We start from the raw sequence: 14281 nt of genomic DNA on the forward strand, positions 1-14281 counted from the left end.
GATTTCGCTAATCGGGCGTCGTCGACTTTCTTAATGGAGGTTAGCTTAATTGATTGTGTTGACGTAATTTCTGCTCAAGTTGCTGTAGTTGCTGTTGCTCTTCAGGAGAACTTTCGGCTTTGGCTGACTGTATGGCGTTTTGTGCAGCCTGTTTATCCTTTTGGTTTGCTGCTCCTCCTTGAGCATTCGTTATACGGTTAACGGCAGTTTTAGCTTGTTGAAATAAATTGTTTTCCATCTAAAACCCTCCTACTGTGTGGCTGTCCGCTTCCTCACGCTTCCGTTCAACATCGCTGAATCGGGATCGATAAGGAAATCGCTCATCATGTTTTTTAACAGAATCAGCACTGTGTTGACTGAATCGCCTTGATTTGTTACGTTTTCCCATCGGTGATTCCTCCTTAGAAAAACAGTTACATTCACCAGCAAACTGTGAATGGTGTTAATCTGTACTGGAAGTCAACTAAGAAAAAAGTAGTGAACGCTATGATGCGCTCACTACTAGTATGGTTCATTATTTGTTTTATATTAAAGGAAATTTTTAGAGGGATCCTGTAATTGAAGTTTTAAATAATCCTCAAGAAAAACACCAATGCCATCTTGTTCGTTAGTTTTGGTTACATGATTTGCAATGGATTTTAATTCATCTATTGCATTTCCCATTGCGACACCAACACCGGCATAGTCAATCATTTCCAAATCATTGTCTTCATCACCAAAAGCTATAATTTGGTCTTTGGGGATATGATAATAATGTGCAATTTTTTGAAGTCCTACTGCCTTATTCATACCTTTTCGGACAATTTCAATTATGTTCCATGGGGCACCCCATTTTCGGTGCTCGATAAGTTCGGCGTGATAATCATCCAAATGACTTCTTAATTCATGAATATGTTCTTCTTTTGGGTGAATTAGTAAGGATGTTGGATCTTCTTTCAGCTCATTTTTAATACTGCCAATTGTAAAAGGTGGATCCTGTTGTGTTGTTTGAAAAATGTCGATAATTTTTTCATCGTATTGATCAAGATAGACAGTGTCCATAACTTCGGCTAAAACGTTATTAACGTTTAAATTATGGCATGCATCAATAATTTTATGCGCCGTTCTGATTGGCATTGGACTATGCAATGCATCCCACTTGTGATCTGTTGGATGGTGGATCAATGCACCATTGAAATTAACCATTGGTGTGTCCATACCGAGCGCATGGTAGTAATCAATACTTGCACGGTGTGGTCTGCCGGTTGCTATAACGACAATATGCCCATCATTCTTTGCTTGTTGAAGCGTTTCTAGATTACGGATACTAATTTCTTTATCATCGGTCAAAAGTGTCCCATCTAAATCTAAAGCGATTAAGTGCCGTTTATTTTCCATAAGTTTTCACCTCATATTAATTTAGTTTATAAGTCATTTTCGAATATGTAAAGGATAATATTGCTTGTTGCTTGCAATTTACACAAATTTAATAATATGATGTTCAATATATAAAATATTATTATAGGAGAGGGCCCTGATAATGATTGGGATATTTCACAAAGAAATCAAATCCATACCATGTTTAGTTATCGTTGATTCAGCAAAGGAAAAGGAACCATTACCAACACTTACATATTTCCACGGATTTACCAGTGCTAAAGAGCATAATCTTCCTTTGGCTTACCTGCAAGCAGAAAAAGGATACCGCGTTATTCTTCCTGACAGCATGTATCATGGGGAGCGCGAGGCAGAAATTTCCACAATTAAAAAGCAAATCTCCTTTTGGGATATCGTCATGCAAAATGTAAAGGAATTAAGTTTTATCAAGGATGCATTAGATGAAAAAAACTTAATCTTGGATAATCGATTTGGTATTGCCGGCACAAGTATGGGCGGAATTACAACTGCGGCTGCCTTGACACAATTTCCATGGGTTAAAGCTGCTGGCGTATTAATGGGGTCACCCAAAATAACAACCTATGCAAAAACGCTAGTAAACAGCTTTAAAAAAATGGGTGATTTACCAGTAACTGACGAAATGATTGATCAGCTCTATGAACAGTTGCAGCATCTAGATTTATCAAATCATGTAGAGAAACTTCAGGAGCGGCCATTGTTGTTTTGGCATGGAGAAAATGATTCTGTTGTGCCATTTGATCATTCATATACATTTTTTGAGGACGCAAAACAGTATTATTCCAACCAGGAGAATATACAATTTCTTAAAGAGACAAACGCTGGTCATAAAGTAAGTCGCTTTGCGATACTTGAAACTGTAAAATGGTTTGAAAAACATCTCTAGTGTGAGTTATATCATTTAAAAATTACTGAAAATATGTTTAAATAAAGGTAGTATAATGAAGGAGGGTATTGGTTATGGACGAAGCTCTGAAGGAAAATATGATGGGCGCACTTGAGAATGTAATTGACCCTGAGCTAGGCATTGATATTGTTAATCTTGGGCTAATATATGACGTTGATTTAAATGAGGAAGGCATCTGTGATGTTACGATGACATTAACAGCTATGGGTTGTCCATTGGCTGCACATATTGAACAAGATGTAAAACATGCACTATCAGATATACCTGAGGTTAAAGAAATTAATGTTAATATCGTATGGAATCCACCATGGGGCAAAGATAAAATGTCACGTTATGCAAAGATTGCACTTGGAGTTCCAGATTGATTTTAAATACGAGGTTGGTTCATATGAAATGAATCGGCCTTTTTTTATATAAATGAATCGAGGTTTATAACTGCTATAAAGCTAAAGAATGTGATGGGAATGTGGATAGTTACTGATATGCTACAACTTCGCTCCGGAAATATCAACTGCGAAGATAAAAACAACAAAACACACGTTTTTTTTTATAAAATGAGGTAAAAGTATGCAAATTTGTCAGATAGTTGGTTATAAAAATTCAGGGAAGACGACGGTAATGAATAATCTGATTCGTTACTTTTCTTCAAGCGATATGAAAGTTGGTACACTAAAACATCATGGGCACGGTGGTGAACCAGACGTAGTGGAGGATACCGATAGTACGACGCATATTGAAGCCGGTTCACTGGTCAGTGGTGTACAGGGTGAAAATATAACCCAATTGACATTCAATGTTAAGGTGGAGCTTGATAAGCTAGTTCAGCTTTTTAGCAATTTTCCGATTGATTTACTTTTAGTGGAAGGTTATAAAAATGCATCTTACCCAAAGGTTGTACTGGTAAAAAATGAGCAGGATTTTTCGCTCTTAAGTGACTTATCCAATATAATTGCAATAGGTACATGGGATGAAAATTTAATGAAAAATAGTAAGTTCCAAACGTTTAATTTAAATAATCTTAATTCAAACATAGAACAACTAGCTGATTATGTAAGAAGGTGTTAATTTTGGATAACAATTTTTGGATCACCGATAAACCGATTCAAGTTAGTGATTGTATAGAGAAAGTGGTCCGTGCCGAAGCAGGAGCAGTTAATACGTTTATTGGTACAGTTCGTGAGTTTACCAAAGGAAAAAGGACATTATACCTGGAGTATCAGGCATATCAGGCAATGGCAGAAAAGAAATTAGCACAAATTGGTGAAGAAATTAATGATAAATGGAATAATGCAGAAACATCAATTGTTCACAGGATTGGCCACTTAGATATATCAGATATAGCAGTAGTTATTGCCGTTTCGACACCGCATCGTAATGATTCTTTTGAAGCAAGCAGGTATGCAATTGAACGAATCAAAGAAATTGTTCCTATTTGGAAAAAAGAGCATTGGGAAGATGGTACAAAATGGGTAGGTGATCAGAAGGAACAAACAACATATATACCTTCCGAGGAGGAATTGCGAAATGATTGATGTGTTATTTTTTGCTGAGCTACAGGATACTGTTGGCAGCGAAAAAGTGTCTGTTGAAGTGGATGGAATTACCGTGACAGAGTTGAAAAATAATCTATTATCAACGTATAAATTGGATACGCTGGACAATGCGATGGTAGCGATTAATGAAGAGTACGCCAGTAAAAATACCATTGTGAATAAGGGTGATGTTGTCGCATTTATCCCGCCGGTAAGTGGCGGATAGTAAAAAAGTATCGTTCGGCTCAGTCTATGCAGCCGTTCGATACATTTTCAACCCATTCCAAGCATTTCTTTAGCACGATCACTCATTTTTACGGGTGACCATGCTGGTTCCCATACAAGATCTATTTCTATTTTACCAACACCTTCAACCTGACTGACACGGTGCAGGACACCTGATTTTATACTGTCATGCATTGGACATCCGGGAGTTGTCAGTGTCATTACAATTCTAATGTTGTCATCAAAACCAACCTCGATTCCATAAATAAGTCCAAGGTCCATGATATTTACGCCAAGCTCCGGATCAATTACTTCAAATAAGGCAGCTCCAACTTTTTTATCCAATGACATAAAGAAAGTCTCCTTTCTGATTTTACTTAATAAGAACTTGAATAATTGATAAAGCGTATAGCAGGGACGTAACTGTAAGCAGCCCCTGAAAAACAAATACTAAAAATCCGATATACAGTAAGCCACTTCCGGTAAGGCCAACAACACTGATCACAAATAATGTGAATAGAATGACGGCGTGCTTTTCATTAATCATTTCTTTCAGTGTAGGTACCTTTTCCTTGCCAATTTTATCTGCGTATTTATGTGTCCACCACAGAAAAGGGACGATTTTATACAGATAGCCGAGGATGCTAAAAATGATCCAGCTCATAACATATAAAAATATCAGCCATCCCCACACAGCAGATTCACGAATACCACTAACACTGAACATGAAGGCAAGCATATGAACACCCAGTCCATTGAAAATAGCTAATACAGAAAATGAAAATGGCTTATCTAACTTTTTCTTCAGCCGTTTTGCTAAGATTTCTTTTATATCAAGAACAAAAAAGAAAAAACCTGCTAAAAGAAAAAACCAGCCGATTGATTGGACTAGCGTATTTTCCATCCAAAATGAACTTATTAAAATTATTAGGCCTGCAATATATGTGATGAATGCGGGTTTTGCCCATTTCATCAAAAAACCGTGTGACAAACTGAACATTGGAACAAGCTTATAGGAAAATCCAAAAATCAATAATGTGAACCATCCAGAAACTCCAAGGACAATATGGGACGATAAAATTGTCCCATGACTCGCGATACCACCAACCGTAATATTCCAGGCTAGTAAAAAGCCCGCAACGATTGTTAGGAAAAAGCTTGTAATCGCACCAATCACAAATAGTGTCATAGTGTTCTTTTTCTTTTGTTTAAAAATCGTTTTAGCCATTTGAATGATAAACATAATAATTCCTATGATGGCTACTATCCCACCGTATAATGCGTATTCAGGCATGAGTCCAAGTAATACAGCAAATGTTGTTACACCAATTGCAGTTATCAGAAACTGTACAAAGCCAAAGGTCTGATTCCAGATTGGTGTTAAGAATGCAACAGGAACGAGCTGATACATCGCTCCCATCGCAATCATTACCGCATATCCTAAAAGCAAAAAGTGTGCTCCCATCCAAATGTCTGGGATCCTGAATTGTCCCGTTGCCAGTACATCGTTATTCAAAAATAAAATAGTTTGTGAAATAACGAGTGCCGCTAGTGCATATATGATAAAGGCTAGAGGTAATTTTATATTTGTGTCTGAATTCAGGCTACCGCCAGGCATCATACTACTCACCAGATTTCGTTATTGTAATTTTAAAGCTTCCATCTTCTTGTTCTTCCGTATCATGTTGGTATCCGCGATCATTCAGTTCTTCATATAAAAATAATGGACGGCGGTCATTAATGATTGAAAATGAGGCACCGTTTTCCATTTTATCAAGTGTCTTTAGTGTGCGCATCATAGGTTGAGGTGGTTCAAGGCCACGATTATCAATAATCATTTTATAACAGCCGCCTTTTTTGTGTAGGTTACTTTCCAATGTTTTGGCTCTACTTTTTCAACAACCCTGTCAAATCCCTTACGCCTTAATATTGCGTGCAGTGGAACAGGATTGAATGGTGCATGCAGAATAAAAGATTCCCCATCGTTTACTTCTTTGACAGCACCCATGATTTTATCGAAAGGTTCCTTCTTCATGCGCAAATCTTCGCGTACATCAAGTTCAACAACTTTTACATCTGTTTTCATGAAATCACCTCATGTTTTATTCTGAATCTACTATCATGATAATGATTTTCAATTAAAAAAGTAGTGACTTGTATCACGTTTTGAAGATTTTATTAGAGGAGAGTGTGAGTGTTGCCAGAATGAGTGTGAGAATCAGTGGAAGAAGGGTGTGAATCAGCAGAAGAAGGGTGTGAATCAGCAGAAGGAGGAGGTGAATCAACAGAAGAAGAGCGTGAATCCCCAGAAGGAGGGCGTGAATCAGCAGAAGGATGGCGTGAATCCCCAGAAGGGGGGGCTCGAATCCCCAGATTGAGAGCGTGAATCCCCAAAAGGAGGTGGTGAATCAACAGAAGAAGGTGGTGAATCCCCAGAAGGAGAGCGTGAATCCCCAGAAGGAGGGCGTGAATCCCCAGAAGGAGGGCGTGAATCGCCAGAAGGAGATCGTGAATCAACAGAAGGAGGTGGTGAATCCCCAGAAGGAGGCATCGAATCGCCAGAAGGAGGCCTCGAATCCCCAGAAGGAAGCCTCGAATCAACAGAAGAGCAGATTTTCTACAGATGAAATGAAAATAAAAGAGGTCATCCTCAATTAAATTGGGATGACCTCCTCTTAAAATAATTCTTCTTCCAACGCATCAGTATCTAGAATAAACGATCCTGATTTATCAGCAGTTATCAGGTTTTGTTTTTTTAATTGTGTGAGCGTACGGCTGACGGTTTCACGACTGGAACCTATCATGTTGGCAAGCTCGCGGTTTGTAAAATGGGTATTTATTTTTATCATTTCATCCTTGGTTTCTTTTCCATAGTCTTTGGCGAGTCTTAAAAGCAGCATTATAATTTGTTCATATGTGTTATGTAGAATTTTTTCTTCCAATCTATTTTGCAGGTCCATAATTTTGTCCCCTAAAACTCGGAAAAGCTTGATACAAATTTCCGGGTGGGTAATCAGGAAATTTTCGAAGGTCTTAATAGGAATGTAAATTAAGATAGCATCTTCCAGAACTTCAGAATGTGCCGGGCAATCGTCCTGTCTAAAAAAGCCTTGATGCGGGAACATATCGCCAGGCTGCAGAACATTTACAATCTGTTCTTTTCCATGAAAGTCAGTTTTATAAATCTTAACTTTCCCCTGATGAATAAAATATACATTTGTCAATGGATCGCCTTGCATAAAAATATGTGTGCCATGACGGTACATGCGGTGTTTGGCTAAGTCAACAATTGGTTCCATTTCGTAGTCTGTCAGATCTTTAAATAATGGAACTTTTTGTAATAGTTCCTGAATGGATTGAGTATTCACAGTCATGCTCCTTTCCACAAACTAACACTTATATACATTCTAACACGTTATATGGGTACTTATAATCAGCAAATGTGAAAACTTTTTGAGCGCGTGATAAATATCATGCCAAGGTGTGTTCTCACTCACAACGAAGACTAGAATTTACCGTTATGATGTAGTTGGTTAAAGGTTATCAAATTCCAATTTAAGGGGGAAATAAAATGAATGATACGCAGTTTGCAGTGAAAATTCACGCACCGGAAATCGAACCAAGGTTTAGACATCAGAAGATATTTGAAGTATTTGATGAGCTGAAATCAGGAGAGTTTATGCAGCTTTCCAATGATCATAATCCAAAACCGCTTCACTATCAGTTCATGATTGAACGTGAAGATACATTTACGTGGGAATACTTAGAAGAAGGACCATCACTCTGGCGTGTAGCAATTGGTAAACAGTAAATGAATTGAGCCCTTGGTGATCATTCCAAGGGTTTTAATTTGCAGGTAAGAATGTATAATTACTTTTTTACTGCATAAGTGTAACGAAGGCAATTCGCCCAAAGGCTTGCACTCCAGAGTATAAGGGGGTTTAAGAAAGCAAAATACACTTTCATAAGAATCCCTTAAACGAATACCAAGTTTTCTAATGGCGATTTTATGACATTTGCATATTAGTGAGAAATGTCACATCTGGTCATGAGGAAAATAGGTAAGCTAAATGCAGCAACTAATTTAGGAGGTGTAACATGTTTCCACAAGATTACAATGAAAACCCGTTTATCGTTATTTGGGAATTGACACGTGCCTGTGAATTGAAATGTCTGCATTGCAGGGCAGAAGCACAATACCATCGGCACCCGCTGGAATTAACGTTTGAAGAAGGTAAAAAATTAATTGATGACATATATGAAATGAATAATCCGATGCTTGTTTTTACTGGCGGTGACCCATTAATGCGTCCGGATGTCTTTGATATCGCTGAATATGCGGTGAAAAAAGGTGTGCGTGTTTCGATGACACCATCAGCAACACCCAATGTAACAAAAGAAGCAATGGAAAAGGCAAAAAATGTTGGTCTGGCAAGATGGGCATTTTCCATTGATGGACATTGTGCAGAGGTTCATGATCATTTCCGCGGTACGTCAGGTTCGTTCGATTTAACGATGAATGCGATAAACTACTTACATGAGCTGGAAATGCCCCTCCAAATAAATACGGTTATTTCAAGATATAATGTCGACTATTTGGATGAAATGGCCGAGATGGTGGAGAAATTAGGTTGTGTGCTTTGGAGTGTATTTTTCCTTGTGCCAACTGGTCGCGGGAAAGAAAGTGATATGATTTCACCTGCTGAGCATGAGAAAGTTTTACGGTGGCTTTATAAACTGTCAAAACGTGTTCCATACGATATAAAAACAACCGCAGCACAGCATTATCGTCGTGTTGTTATTCAAGGAAAAATGCGCGAGAATAAAGATCATGATGATGCGATTCGTTATGAAGATGCATTAATGAGTGGCAAAACAGGTCAAATTGATGGGCTCGGCCGTGCACCTAAAGGGGTCAATGATGGGAACGGATTTGTGTTTATTTCACATACAGGAGATGTTCTTCCAAGTGGCTTGTTACCGATAAAAGCCGGAAATGTACGGGAGACCCCACTTGCAACGATTTACCGCGAGTCAGAGGTATTTCAAAATTTGCGTGACCCAGATAAATATAAAGGAAAATGTGGGGTATGTGAGTTCCGCCATGTATGTGGCGGGTCAAGATCAAGGGCATACAACATTACCGGTGATTACATGGAGAGTGAGCCATATTGTGTTTATATTCCAAAAACAATGCGGAAAAAGAAGAAACAAGTTAACTAAACCACTAAAACTTCTAGCAGGTGATGGCTAGAAGTTTTTTCTTTTATGATGAAATTGAAAGGCATGTACTATTTTTATAATCGGCCGGGCCAGTAACTGGGCACTTCCAACAATAAATAAAATGGCACCTGCAGTTTTTAAAGGTTCAAAAAGAAAAAACACACTTCCAATCAAGAACCAAAGTCCAAGTGTGAAGTCATTCAATAAACTGATCAATCGATATTTTTTGTTAAATGATAGTTCATAGGTTCCCAGATGGATATCCAGAAAATTTTTTTCATCATTAATAAACGCCATAAAAAATCCCTCCACAAGGTTATATTACCCAAATGGAGGGAATTATGAAACTTAATTACAGGAAAAGAATAACAAGAATTCCTACGATAAAGCAATAGAATGCGAAGTATTTAAGGTTTCCGCGTGCCATTATATTCATAAACCAGCGTAATGAATAATAGGAGGCAACAAGTGATGCTGCAAATGCCAGGATATAAGGTATCGCTAGTACGCTTATGTTATCATCTCCAAGTATTTCACCAGCAGACATAACCGTTATTCCTAAACTTACTGGTATGTAAAGCAGAAAGGAAAAACGTAGAGCCGTTTCCGATTTCATGCCAACAAGCATTGCTGCGACAATAGTTGCACCTGATCTGCTGATTCCTGGAATGAGTGCGACAGCTTGAGCTAAACCAACAATAATTGAGTCCTTTATGGTTATGTCGCCATCATTCTTGTTGCCGCGTAAGTTACGAATGATCCATAAGGCGATACCTGTAATAAGCAACGTATAACCGATTACTGATACTTTGCTTAATTTTGCTTCAATATAATCTTCAAATAATATTCCAAGAATACCTGTTGGAATCGTTGCAATAACGAGAAACAGGATAAATTGGAAATCACTTTTTGCAGCGGTATCTCTCGTTGTCATATACCGAATTCCGTTTTCAACCAACCGGTATATATCTTTACGGTAAATAATCAGTACGGCAAGAAGTGAGCCAAAGTTAACCAGTATTTCAAACGACAGCCCTTTTACTTCAGTGACGCCAAACAGTTCACGTAATATAACAAGATGACCGCTTGATGAAATTGGGATTGGTTCAGTAAAACCTTGTACAAGGCCTAAAAAGAAATACTTTATTAATACCCAAAGCGAACTAATTACTTCCATTGTATTCCCTCCAAATGTTAATTGGATTTTCAACCATGATGAGTCACCAACCTATAGGCCAATGAATAGTCTAGTTGGTGAGGAGGTTGAAAATATGAATCAGAATTTCCAACATATGTACGAATTATGTAAGAACCATATGCATTCCTATGTACTGGTTGAAATGAGTGATGGTTCAAAAGTAGATGGCATCATAACAGGTCTTGATGATGAATATGTATATGTTGCTGTTCCCTTAGGGCAAGGAGATGAGCAGCATGCAAATGCATTCCCGTCTGACCACCAACAACGCCAATTTGGCTTCGGGTATGGGTACCCCGGTTATGGATATCCTGGCTATGGCTATGGTTACGGGTTCGGGCGACCAAGAAGATTCAGACGACTCATCTTACCTTTGGCAGCCCTTACGGCACTAAGCGTTTTACCCTGGTATTAAAACACAAAACCCTTGCCATTCATTACCTTGAAGGCAAGGGTTCAGTCTTAAGTAATATAGCAGTTAAGAAAAAATTAAAATTCTTAATGCATTAGTGCCGCTAAGGCCTGGCAATTGCCAAGTTTTCTAAATTATTGTTCACTTTTGCCTTTTAAAACACCTTCACCTAAAATACTGATTGCTATTGTAACAATTAAGGCAAGTATAACTGTGTTCGTCAGGTTGAATGGGTTACCTGCCATACTGCTTAAAACGTATGAAATAACACCGCTTATAAAAAGTGCCCAAACTAATGGAATTAGAAATCGCATAATTTACACCTCATTTTTTATTGTATAGGAAATTATAAAATTTAAGTACTGTGGATAACTGAACATCCGAATCAGCGACGTCCAGCTCCAGCGCCTAGCGCCTAGTGGACTTCCCTCCCCGTGTCTACGATAAGTCAACATCGAATCGCTAACGCTCTTCGTGTATCCTTTATCTCACACGGGAAAAGGAAGATCGACTAATACCGCCGCTTTGCGCGGCAACGTCGACCCACCCGCGATACGCGGGCGCAGTCCATACAGCGCTGAACAGGCGCTTGCACTTTTGTTCTTTACGACAAGTACTGATTCGTGAAACTTTCCTCATATAGTTTATCAAATCCACATAAAAAATAAAAGTATTAATTAGTTAAGAATAAGAGTGAAGGATGGATATTTATGTTATTTTTGGTAGAGAATTGTTTTCAATGGATGGGCTTTCATCTTGTTAATTGTTTATTGGAAAATGGGTATAAAGTGGATGGAGTGGATGATCTTTCCTCGGAAAAAAAAGAAAATCTATCCATGTATGTTGGAAGAAATGCATCATTCCAGCATTTAACATCTTCGAAAAGAGGTACAACTTACGATCGATCAATAAACATTAAAGATAAGGAATTTGTTCTGACAATAAAGCAGAATACAAGTCATAGAATTAAACTTCCATTACTTTTTGGTGAGTGGATGCCAATGAAAAGAGATGGAATGTACCTCCAAAGCACGTTTATTTCATTTGATTCGGATATTTTTTTAAATGAGGCAATATATATAGGAGACTTTATGAGAAGCCTTATCCAGTGGGAGAAGTCGTCCCAATTACCTGAAGTTTTAGAGGTTAAATCAATAAATAATAAACAAAATGAGGAGATAAAACTTGAAAATTCCGTCTATATTCGAAACAATAGAACTATAGAAGAGAATCTGGAAATGGTTATAAAGCACTATGAGAAATTTGAAGAACTTTATTAATATGCTGAAAATAAAAAGCATTTGATATGGTGTATGTTTAAAATAAAGACAAGCTAACATCTGTCCGGATTGGAGTGCGAGTGTTGAAAAAGATTTCCATTGTGATTGTAACAGCAATTATAATTATGATTCTATCTGGTTGTACAAATTATTTTAATCAAGGCAACTTACAGAAGGCTGGAATGCTTGTTGAAACGTCTATTCATGATCAGCCATGGAATAAAAAAGGATACCAGGGGTTACTTGAAATAGAAGAAGAGTTTAATGTCGATGTTTATTTTAAGGAAGGTATAAAAACGGAACAGGAAATCGGGAAAGCTGTCAATGAACTAGTAAACCAAGGGGTGAACCTCATCTTTGGTCACAGCAGTACATATGGGAAGTACTTTAAGGAAATTTCTACGGCCTATCCAGATGTTCATTTTGTTTATTTTAATGGTGGTGAATTTGGCGAAGATTTGACAAGTCTTAACTTTAATTCACACGCTATGGGATTCTTTGGAGGAATGATTGCAGCAAAAATGTCTGAAACGGATCATGTAGGGGTAATTGGAGCGTTTGAATGGCAGCCTGAGATAGAGGGTTTTTATGAAGGGGCAAAATACCAGAACCCAGAAGTTGAGGTGCACTTAAATTATGTGAACGGCTGGAATAATAACACAGATATTGCATTGGAAAAGTATGAACAAATGCGGAGCAATAATGTTGATGTATTTTATCCAACTGGTGATACATTTAGTGCTTCGATTATTAAACGTGCAAGCGAGGATGGACTTTATGCTATTGGATATGTTTCAGATCAATCTGATATCGCTGAAGATACGGTTCTCACAAGCACCATACAGCACGTTGGAAAATTGTATGTCCTTACAGCAGAGAAATTTGATGAAGGGGAACTGCGCGGCGGCGTGTTAACGTATGACTTTAAGGATGAAGTCATCTCCTTAGGGGAATACAACCAGGATGTCCCTGAGGAATTTAAGGATAAGATGGAGGAAGCTGTTGAAGAGTATAAAGAAACCGGATTGTTGCCAAATGAACAAGAGTCAGGTTAATTATTTTTCTTGCACATTGGGAAAGAATGCATTAAAATTAGTACCAAGTCATAAGATTTGATATTAACATTAGTTATAAGGGGATGAAAATATGGATGTTGGTCTTTTAGGCACTGGACATTACGTCCCAACCAACGTAGTGACAAATAATGATATGGAAAAAATCGTCGATACTAATGATGAATGGATAAGAACTAGAACTGGAATTGAAGAACGCAGAATTGCGAGCGATGATATAAATACGTCAGATATGGCTTTTTTTGCAGCCCAGGATGCATTGCAAGAGTCAAATGTTAAGGCAGAAGATATTGATATGATACTTGTTGCAACGGTCACACCAGACACGCCGTTTCCATCTGTATCGTGTATGATTCAGGACAGATTGGGAGCAAGTAAAGCTGCGGCAATGGATATAAGTGCAGCTTGTTCAGGATTTATGTATGGTGTAGTTACGGCAAAACAGTTTATTGAAACAAATGCGTATAAAAACATTTTAGTAGTTGGAGTTGAAAAGCTTTCTAAAATTACCGATTGGTCTGATCGTAATACATGTGTGCTGTTTGGTGATGGTGCTGGGGCTGCTGTAGTCGGGCCAGTTTCAGAAGGTAAAGGAATTCTGTCATTTGAACTTGGAGCAGATGGTTCAGGCGGAAAAGAGTTATACCAGAACGATGAGGATCACCTTATTATGAATGGTAGAGAAGTATTTAAGTTTGCAGTGCGACAAATGCCCGATTCTTCGGTAAATGTCGTTGAAAAAGCTGGATACAATAAAGAAGACGTTGATTATTTAGTGCCACACCAGGCAAATATTAGAATCATGGAAGCGGCTCGTGAAAAATTAGGTATTTCAGAAGAGAAGATGGCAACTTCCATTAAACGGTATGGAAATAATTCGTCAGCTTCTATTCCGATAGCTTTATCTGAAGGTGTTAATAGTGGTAAAATAAAAGATGATGATTTAGTCGTTTTAGTTGGCTTTGGCGGAGGATTAACGTGGGGTGCAATTGCGCTTCGCTGGGGCAAATAATTTAGTTTACGTCATAGGAGGAAT

24 protein-coding genes are annotated in these 14281 nt (G+C 38.0%); 13 read left to right on the forward strand and 11 right to left on the reverse strand.

Going from position 1 to position 14281, the window contains the following annotated elements; all coding sequences use genetic code 11:
- Nucleotides 1–40 precede the first annotated feature (40 nt).
- From ACE1TG_RS17480 to ACE1TG_RS17490, 3 genes are all read right to left on the reverse strand, one after another.
- Nucleotides 41–238 carry a DUF3813 family protein gene (locus ACE1TG_RS17480; protein ID WP_375053694.1) on the reverse strand — a complete coding sequence of 66 codons (198 nt, stop codon included), beginning with the start codon at nt 236–238 and terminating at the stop codon, nt 41–43.
- The gene (locus ACE1TG_RS17485; RefSeq protein ID WP_175476774.1) at nt 239–388 is read right to left on the reverse strand and encodes a hypothetical protein; all 150 of its coding nucleotides are present in this window, start codon (nt 386–388) and stop codon (nt 239–241) included.
- A 140-nt stretch (nt 389–528) separates the two neighbouring features.
- Nucleotides 529–1377: a Cof-type HAD-IIB family hydrolase gene (locus tag ACE1TG_RS17490; protein WP_375053695.1), complete on the reverse strand. Its 849-nt coding sequence runs from the start codon at nt 1375–1377 to the stop codon at nt 529–531.
- Between the two features lie 142 nt (nt 1378–1519).
- On the opposite strand from ACE1TG_RS17490, the gene ACE1TG_RS17495 reads away from it, so the two are divergent.
- From ACE1TG_RS17495 to moaD, 5 genes are all read left to right on the forward strand, one after another.
- Nucleotides 1520–2281 (forward strand): alpha/beta fold hydrolase, encoded by a 762-nt coding sequence (locus ACE1TG_RS17495; protein ID WP_375053696.1) that lies wholly within the window; start codon nt 1520–1522, stop codon nt 2279–2281.
- A 74-nt stretch (nt 2282–2355) separates the two neighbouring features.
- Nucleotides 2356–2667 carry a metal-sulfur cluster assembly factor gene (locus ACE1TG_RS17500; RefSeq protein WP_092493660.1) on the forward strand — a complete coding sequence of 104 codons (312 nt, stop codon included), beginning with the start codon at nt 2356–2358 and terminating at the stop codon, nt 2665–2667.
- A gap of 202 nt (nt 2668–2869) precedes the next feature.
- Nucleotides 2870–3367: a molybdopterin-guanine dinucleotide biosynthesis protein B gene (gene mobB, locus ACE1TG_RS17505; protein WP_375053697.1), complete on the forward strand. Its 498-nt coding sequence runs from the start codon at nt 2870–2872 to the stop codon at nt 3365–3367.
- Nucleotides 3367–3834, forward strand: a complete 468-nt coding sequence (locus ACE1TG_RS17510) for a molybdenum cofactor biosynthesis protein MoaE (protein ID WP_375053739.1) — start codon at nt 3367–3369, stop codon at nt 3832–3834. Before mobB ends, ACE1TG_RS17510 begins: the two co-directional genes overlap by 1 nt.
- Nucleotides 3827–4060 (forward strand): molybdopterin converting factor subunit 1, encoded by a 234-nt coding sequence (gene moaD, locus ACE1TG_RS17515; RefSeq protein WP_375053698.1) that lies wholly within the window; start codon nt 3827–3829, stop codon nt 4058–4060. Before ACE1TG_RS17510 ends, moaD begins: the two co-directional genes overlap by 8 nt.
- A gap of 47 nt (nt 4061–4107) precedes the next feature.
- Here the strand turns inward: moaD and ACE1TG_RS17520 are convergent, their stop codons facing one another.
- From ACE1TG_RS17520 to ACE1TG_RS17535, 4 genes are read right to left on the reverse strand one after another with little or no spacing between them, the layout of a single operon-like run.
- On the reverse strand, nt 4108–4410 hold the full coding sequence (locus tag ACE1TG_RS17520; RefSeq protein ID WP_375053699.1) for a metal-sulfur cluster assembly factor: 303 nt from the start codon (nt 4408–4410) through the stop codon (nt 4108–4110).
- A gap of 22 nt (nt 4411–4432) precedes the next feature.
- A complete protein-coding gene (locus ACE1TG_RS17525) occupies nt 4433–5680 on the reverse strand; it encodes a hypothetical protein (RefSeq protein WP_375053740.1) in 1248 nt (415 codons plus the stop codon).
- A 1-nt stretch (nt 5681) separates the two neighbouring features.
- Nucleotides 5682–5897, reverse strand: a complete 216-nt coding sequence (locus ACE1TG_RS17530; RefSeq protein WP_375053700.1) for a DUF2249 domain-containing protein — start codon at nt 5895–5897, stop codon at nt 5682–5684.
- The gene (locus ACE1TG_RS17535; RefSeq protein ID WP_375053701.1) at nt 5894–6145 is read right to left on the reverse strand and encodes a DUF2249 domain-containing protein; all 252 of its coding nucleotides are present in this window, start codon (nt 6143–6145) and stop codon (nt 5894–5896) included. Before ACE1TG_RS17535 ends, ACE1TG_RS17530 begins: the two co-directional genes overlap by 4 nt.
- 135 nt (nt 6146–6280) lie before the next feature.
- On the opposite strand from ACE1TG_RS17535, the gene ACE1TG_RS17540 reads away from it, so the two are divergent.
- Together ACE1TG_RS17540 and ACE1TG_RS17545 are read left to right on the forward strand one after the other, a co-directional pair.
- Complete coding sequence (locus ACE1TG_RS17540; RefSeq protein ID WP_375053702.1) at nt 6281–6445, forward strand: hypothetical protein; 165 nt, start codon at nt 6281–6283, stop codon at nt 6443–6445.
- Nucleotides 6446–6462: 17 nt separating this feature from the next.
- Nucleotides 6463–6717, forward strand: a complete 255-nt coding sequence (locus ACE1TG_RS17545) for a hypothetical protein (protein WP_375053703.1) — start codon at nt 6463–6465, stop codon at nt 6715–6717.
- 17 nt (nt 6718–6734) lie between these two features.
- Here the strand turns inward: ACE1TG_RS17545 and ACE1TG_RS17550 are convergent, their stop codons facing one another.
- A complete protein-coding gene (locus ACE1TG_RS17550; RefSeq protein WP_375053704.1) occupies nt 6735–7433 on the reverse strand; it encodes a Crp/Fnr family transcriptional regulator in 699 nt (232 codons plus the stop codon).
- A gap of 197 nt (nt 7434–7630) precedes the next feature.
- On the opposite strand from ACE1TG_RS17550, the gene ACE1TG_RS17555 reads away from it, so the two are divergent.
- Both ACE1TG_RS17555 and ACE1TG_RS17560 read left to right on the forward strand, forming a co-directional pair.
- Nucleotides 7631–7870 carry a DUF2249 domain-containing protein gene (locus tag ACE1TG_RS17555; protein WP_375053705.1) on the forward strand — a complete coding sequence of 80 codons (240 nt, stop codon included), beginning with the start codon at nt 7631–7633 and terminating at the stop codon, nt 7868–7870.
- A gap of 287 nt (nt 7871–8157) precedes the next feature.
- Nucleotides 8158–9282, forward strand: a complete 1125-nt coding sequence (locus ACE1TG_RS17560; protein ID WP_375053706.1) for a TIGR04053 family radical SAM/SPASM domain-containing protein — start codon at nt 8158–8160, stop codon at nt 9280–9282.
- 27 nt (nt 9283–9309) lie between these two features.
- Here ACE1TG_RS17560 and ACE1TG_RS17565 read toward each other — a convergent pair whose 3' ends face one another.
- Nucleotides 9310–9579: a YrhK family protein gene (locus ACE1TG_RS17565; protein ID WP_375053707.1), complete on the reverse strand. Its 270-nt coding sequence runs from the start codon at nt 9577–9579 to the stop codon at nt 9310–9312.
- A 55-nt stretch (nt 9580–9634) separates the two neighbouring features.
- Complete coding sequence (locus ACE1TG_RS17570) at nt 9635–10459, reverse strand: undecaprenyl-diphosphate phosphatase (RefSeq protein WP_375053708.1); 825 nt, start codon at nt 10457–10459, stop codon at nt 9635–9637.
- A 94-nt stretch (nt 10460–10553) separates the two neighbouring features.
- Here ACE1TG_RS17570 and ACE1TG_RS17575 point away from each other — a divergent pair, with 94 nt between their 5' ends.
- Nucleotides 10554–10895, forward strand: coding sequence for a hypothetical protein (locus ACE1TG_RS17575; protein ID WP_375053709.1), 342 nt, complete (start codon nt 10554–10556; stop codon nt 10893–10895).
- A gap of 131 nt (nt 10896–11026) precedes the next feature.
- Here ACE1TG_RS17575 and ACE1TG_RS17580 read toward each other — a convergent pair whose 3' ends face one another.
- On the reverse strand, nt 11027–11206 hold the full coding sequence (locus ACE1TG_RS17580) for a DUF2929 family protein (protein WP_375053710.1): 180 nt from the start codon (nt 11204–11206) through the stop codon (nt 11027–11029).
- 396 nt (nt 11207–11602) lie between these two features.
- Here ACE1TG_RS17580 and ACE1TG_RS17585 point away from each other — a divergent pair, with 396 nt between their 5' ends.
- From ACE1TG_RS17585 to ACE1TG_RS17595, 3 genes are all read left to right on the forward strand, one after another.
- On the forward strand, nt 11603–12172 hold the full coding sequence (locus ACE1TG_RS17585; protein WP_375053711.1) for a hypothetical protein: 570 nt from the start codon (nt 11603–11605) through the stop codon (nt 12170–12172).
- Nucleotides 12173–12252: 80 nt separating this feature from the next.
- The gene (locus tag ACE1TG_RS17590) at nt 12253–13227 is read left to right on the forward strand and encodes a BMP family ABC transporter substrate-binding protein (protein ID WP_375053712.1); all 975 of its coding nucleotides are present in this window, start codon (nt 12253–12255) and stop codon (nt 13225–13227) included.
- Nucleotides 13228–13318: 91 nt separating this feature from the next.
- The gene (locus ACE1TG_RS17595; RefSeq protein ID WP_375053713.1) at nt 13319–14257 is read left to right on the forward strand and encodes a beta-ketoacyl-ACP synthase III; all 939 of its coding nucleotides are present in this window, start codon (nt 13319–13321) and stop codon (nt 14255–14257) included.
- The last annotated feature ends 24 nt before the right edge of the window (nt 14258–14281 follow it).

Origin of the sequence: Virgibacillus sp. JSM 102003, from assembly GCF_041949995.1 — a bacterium.
GTDB lineage: Bacteria > Bacillota > Bacilli > Bacillales > Amphibacillaceae > Lentibacillus.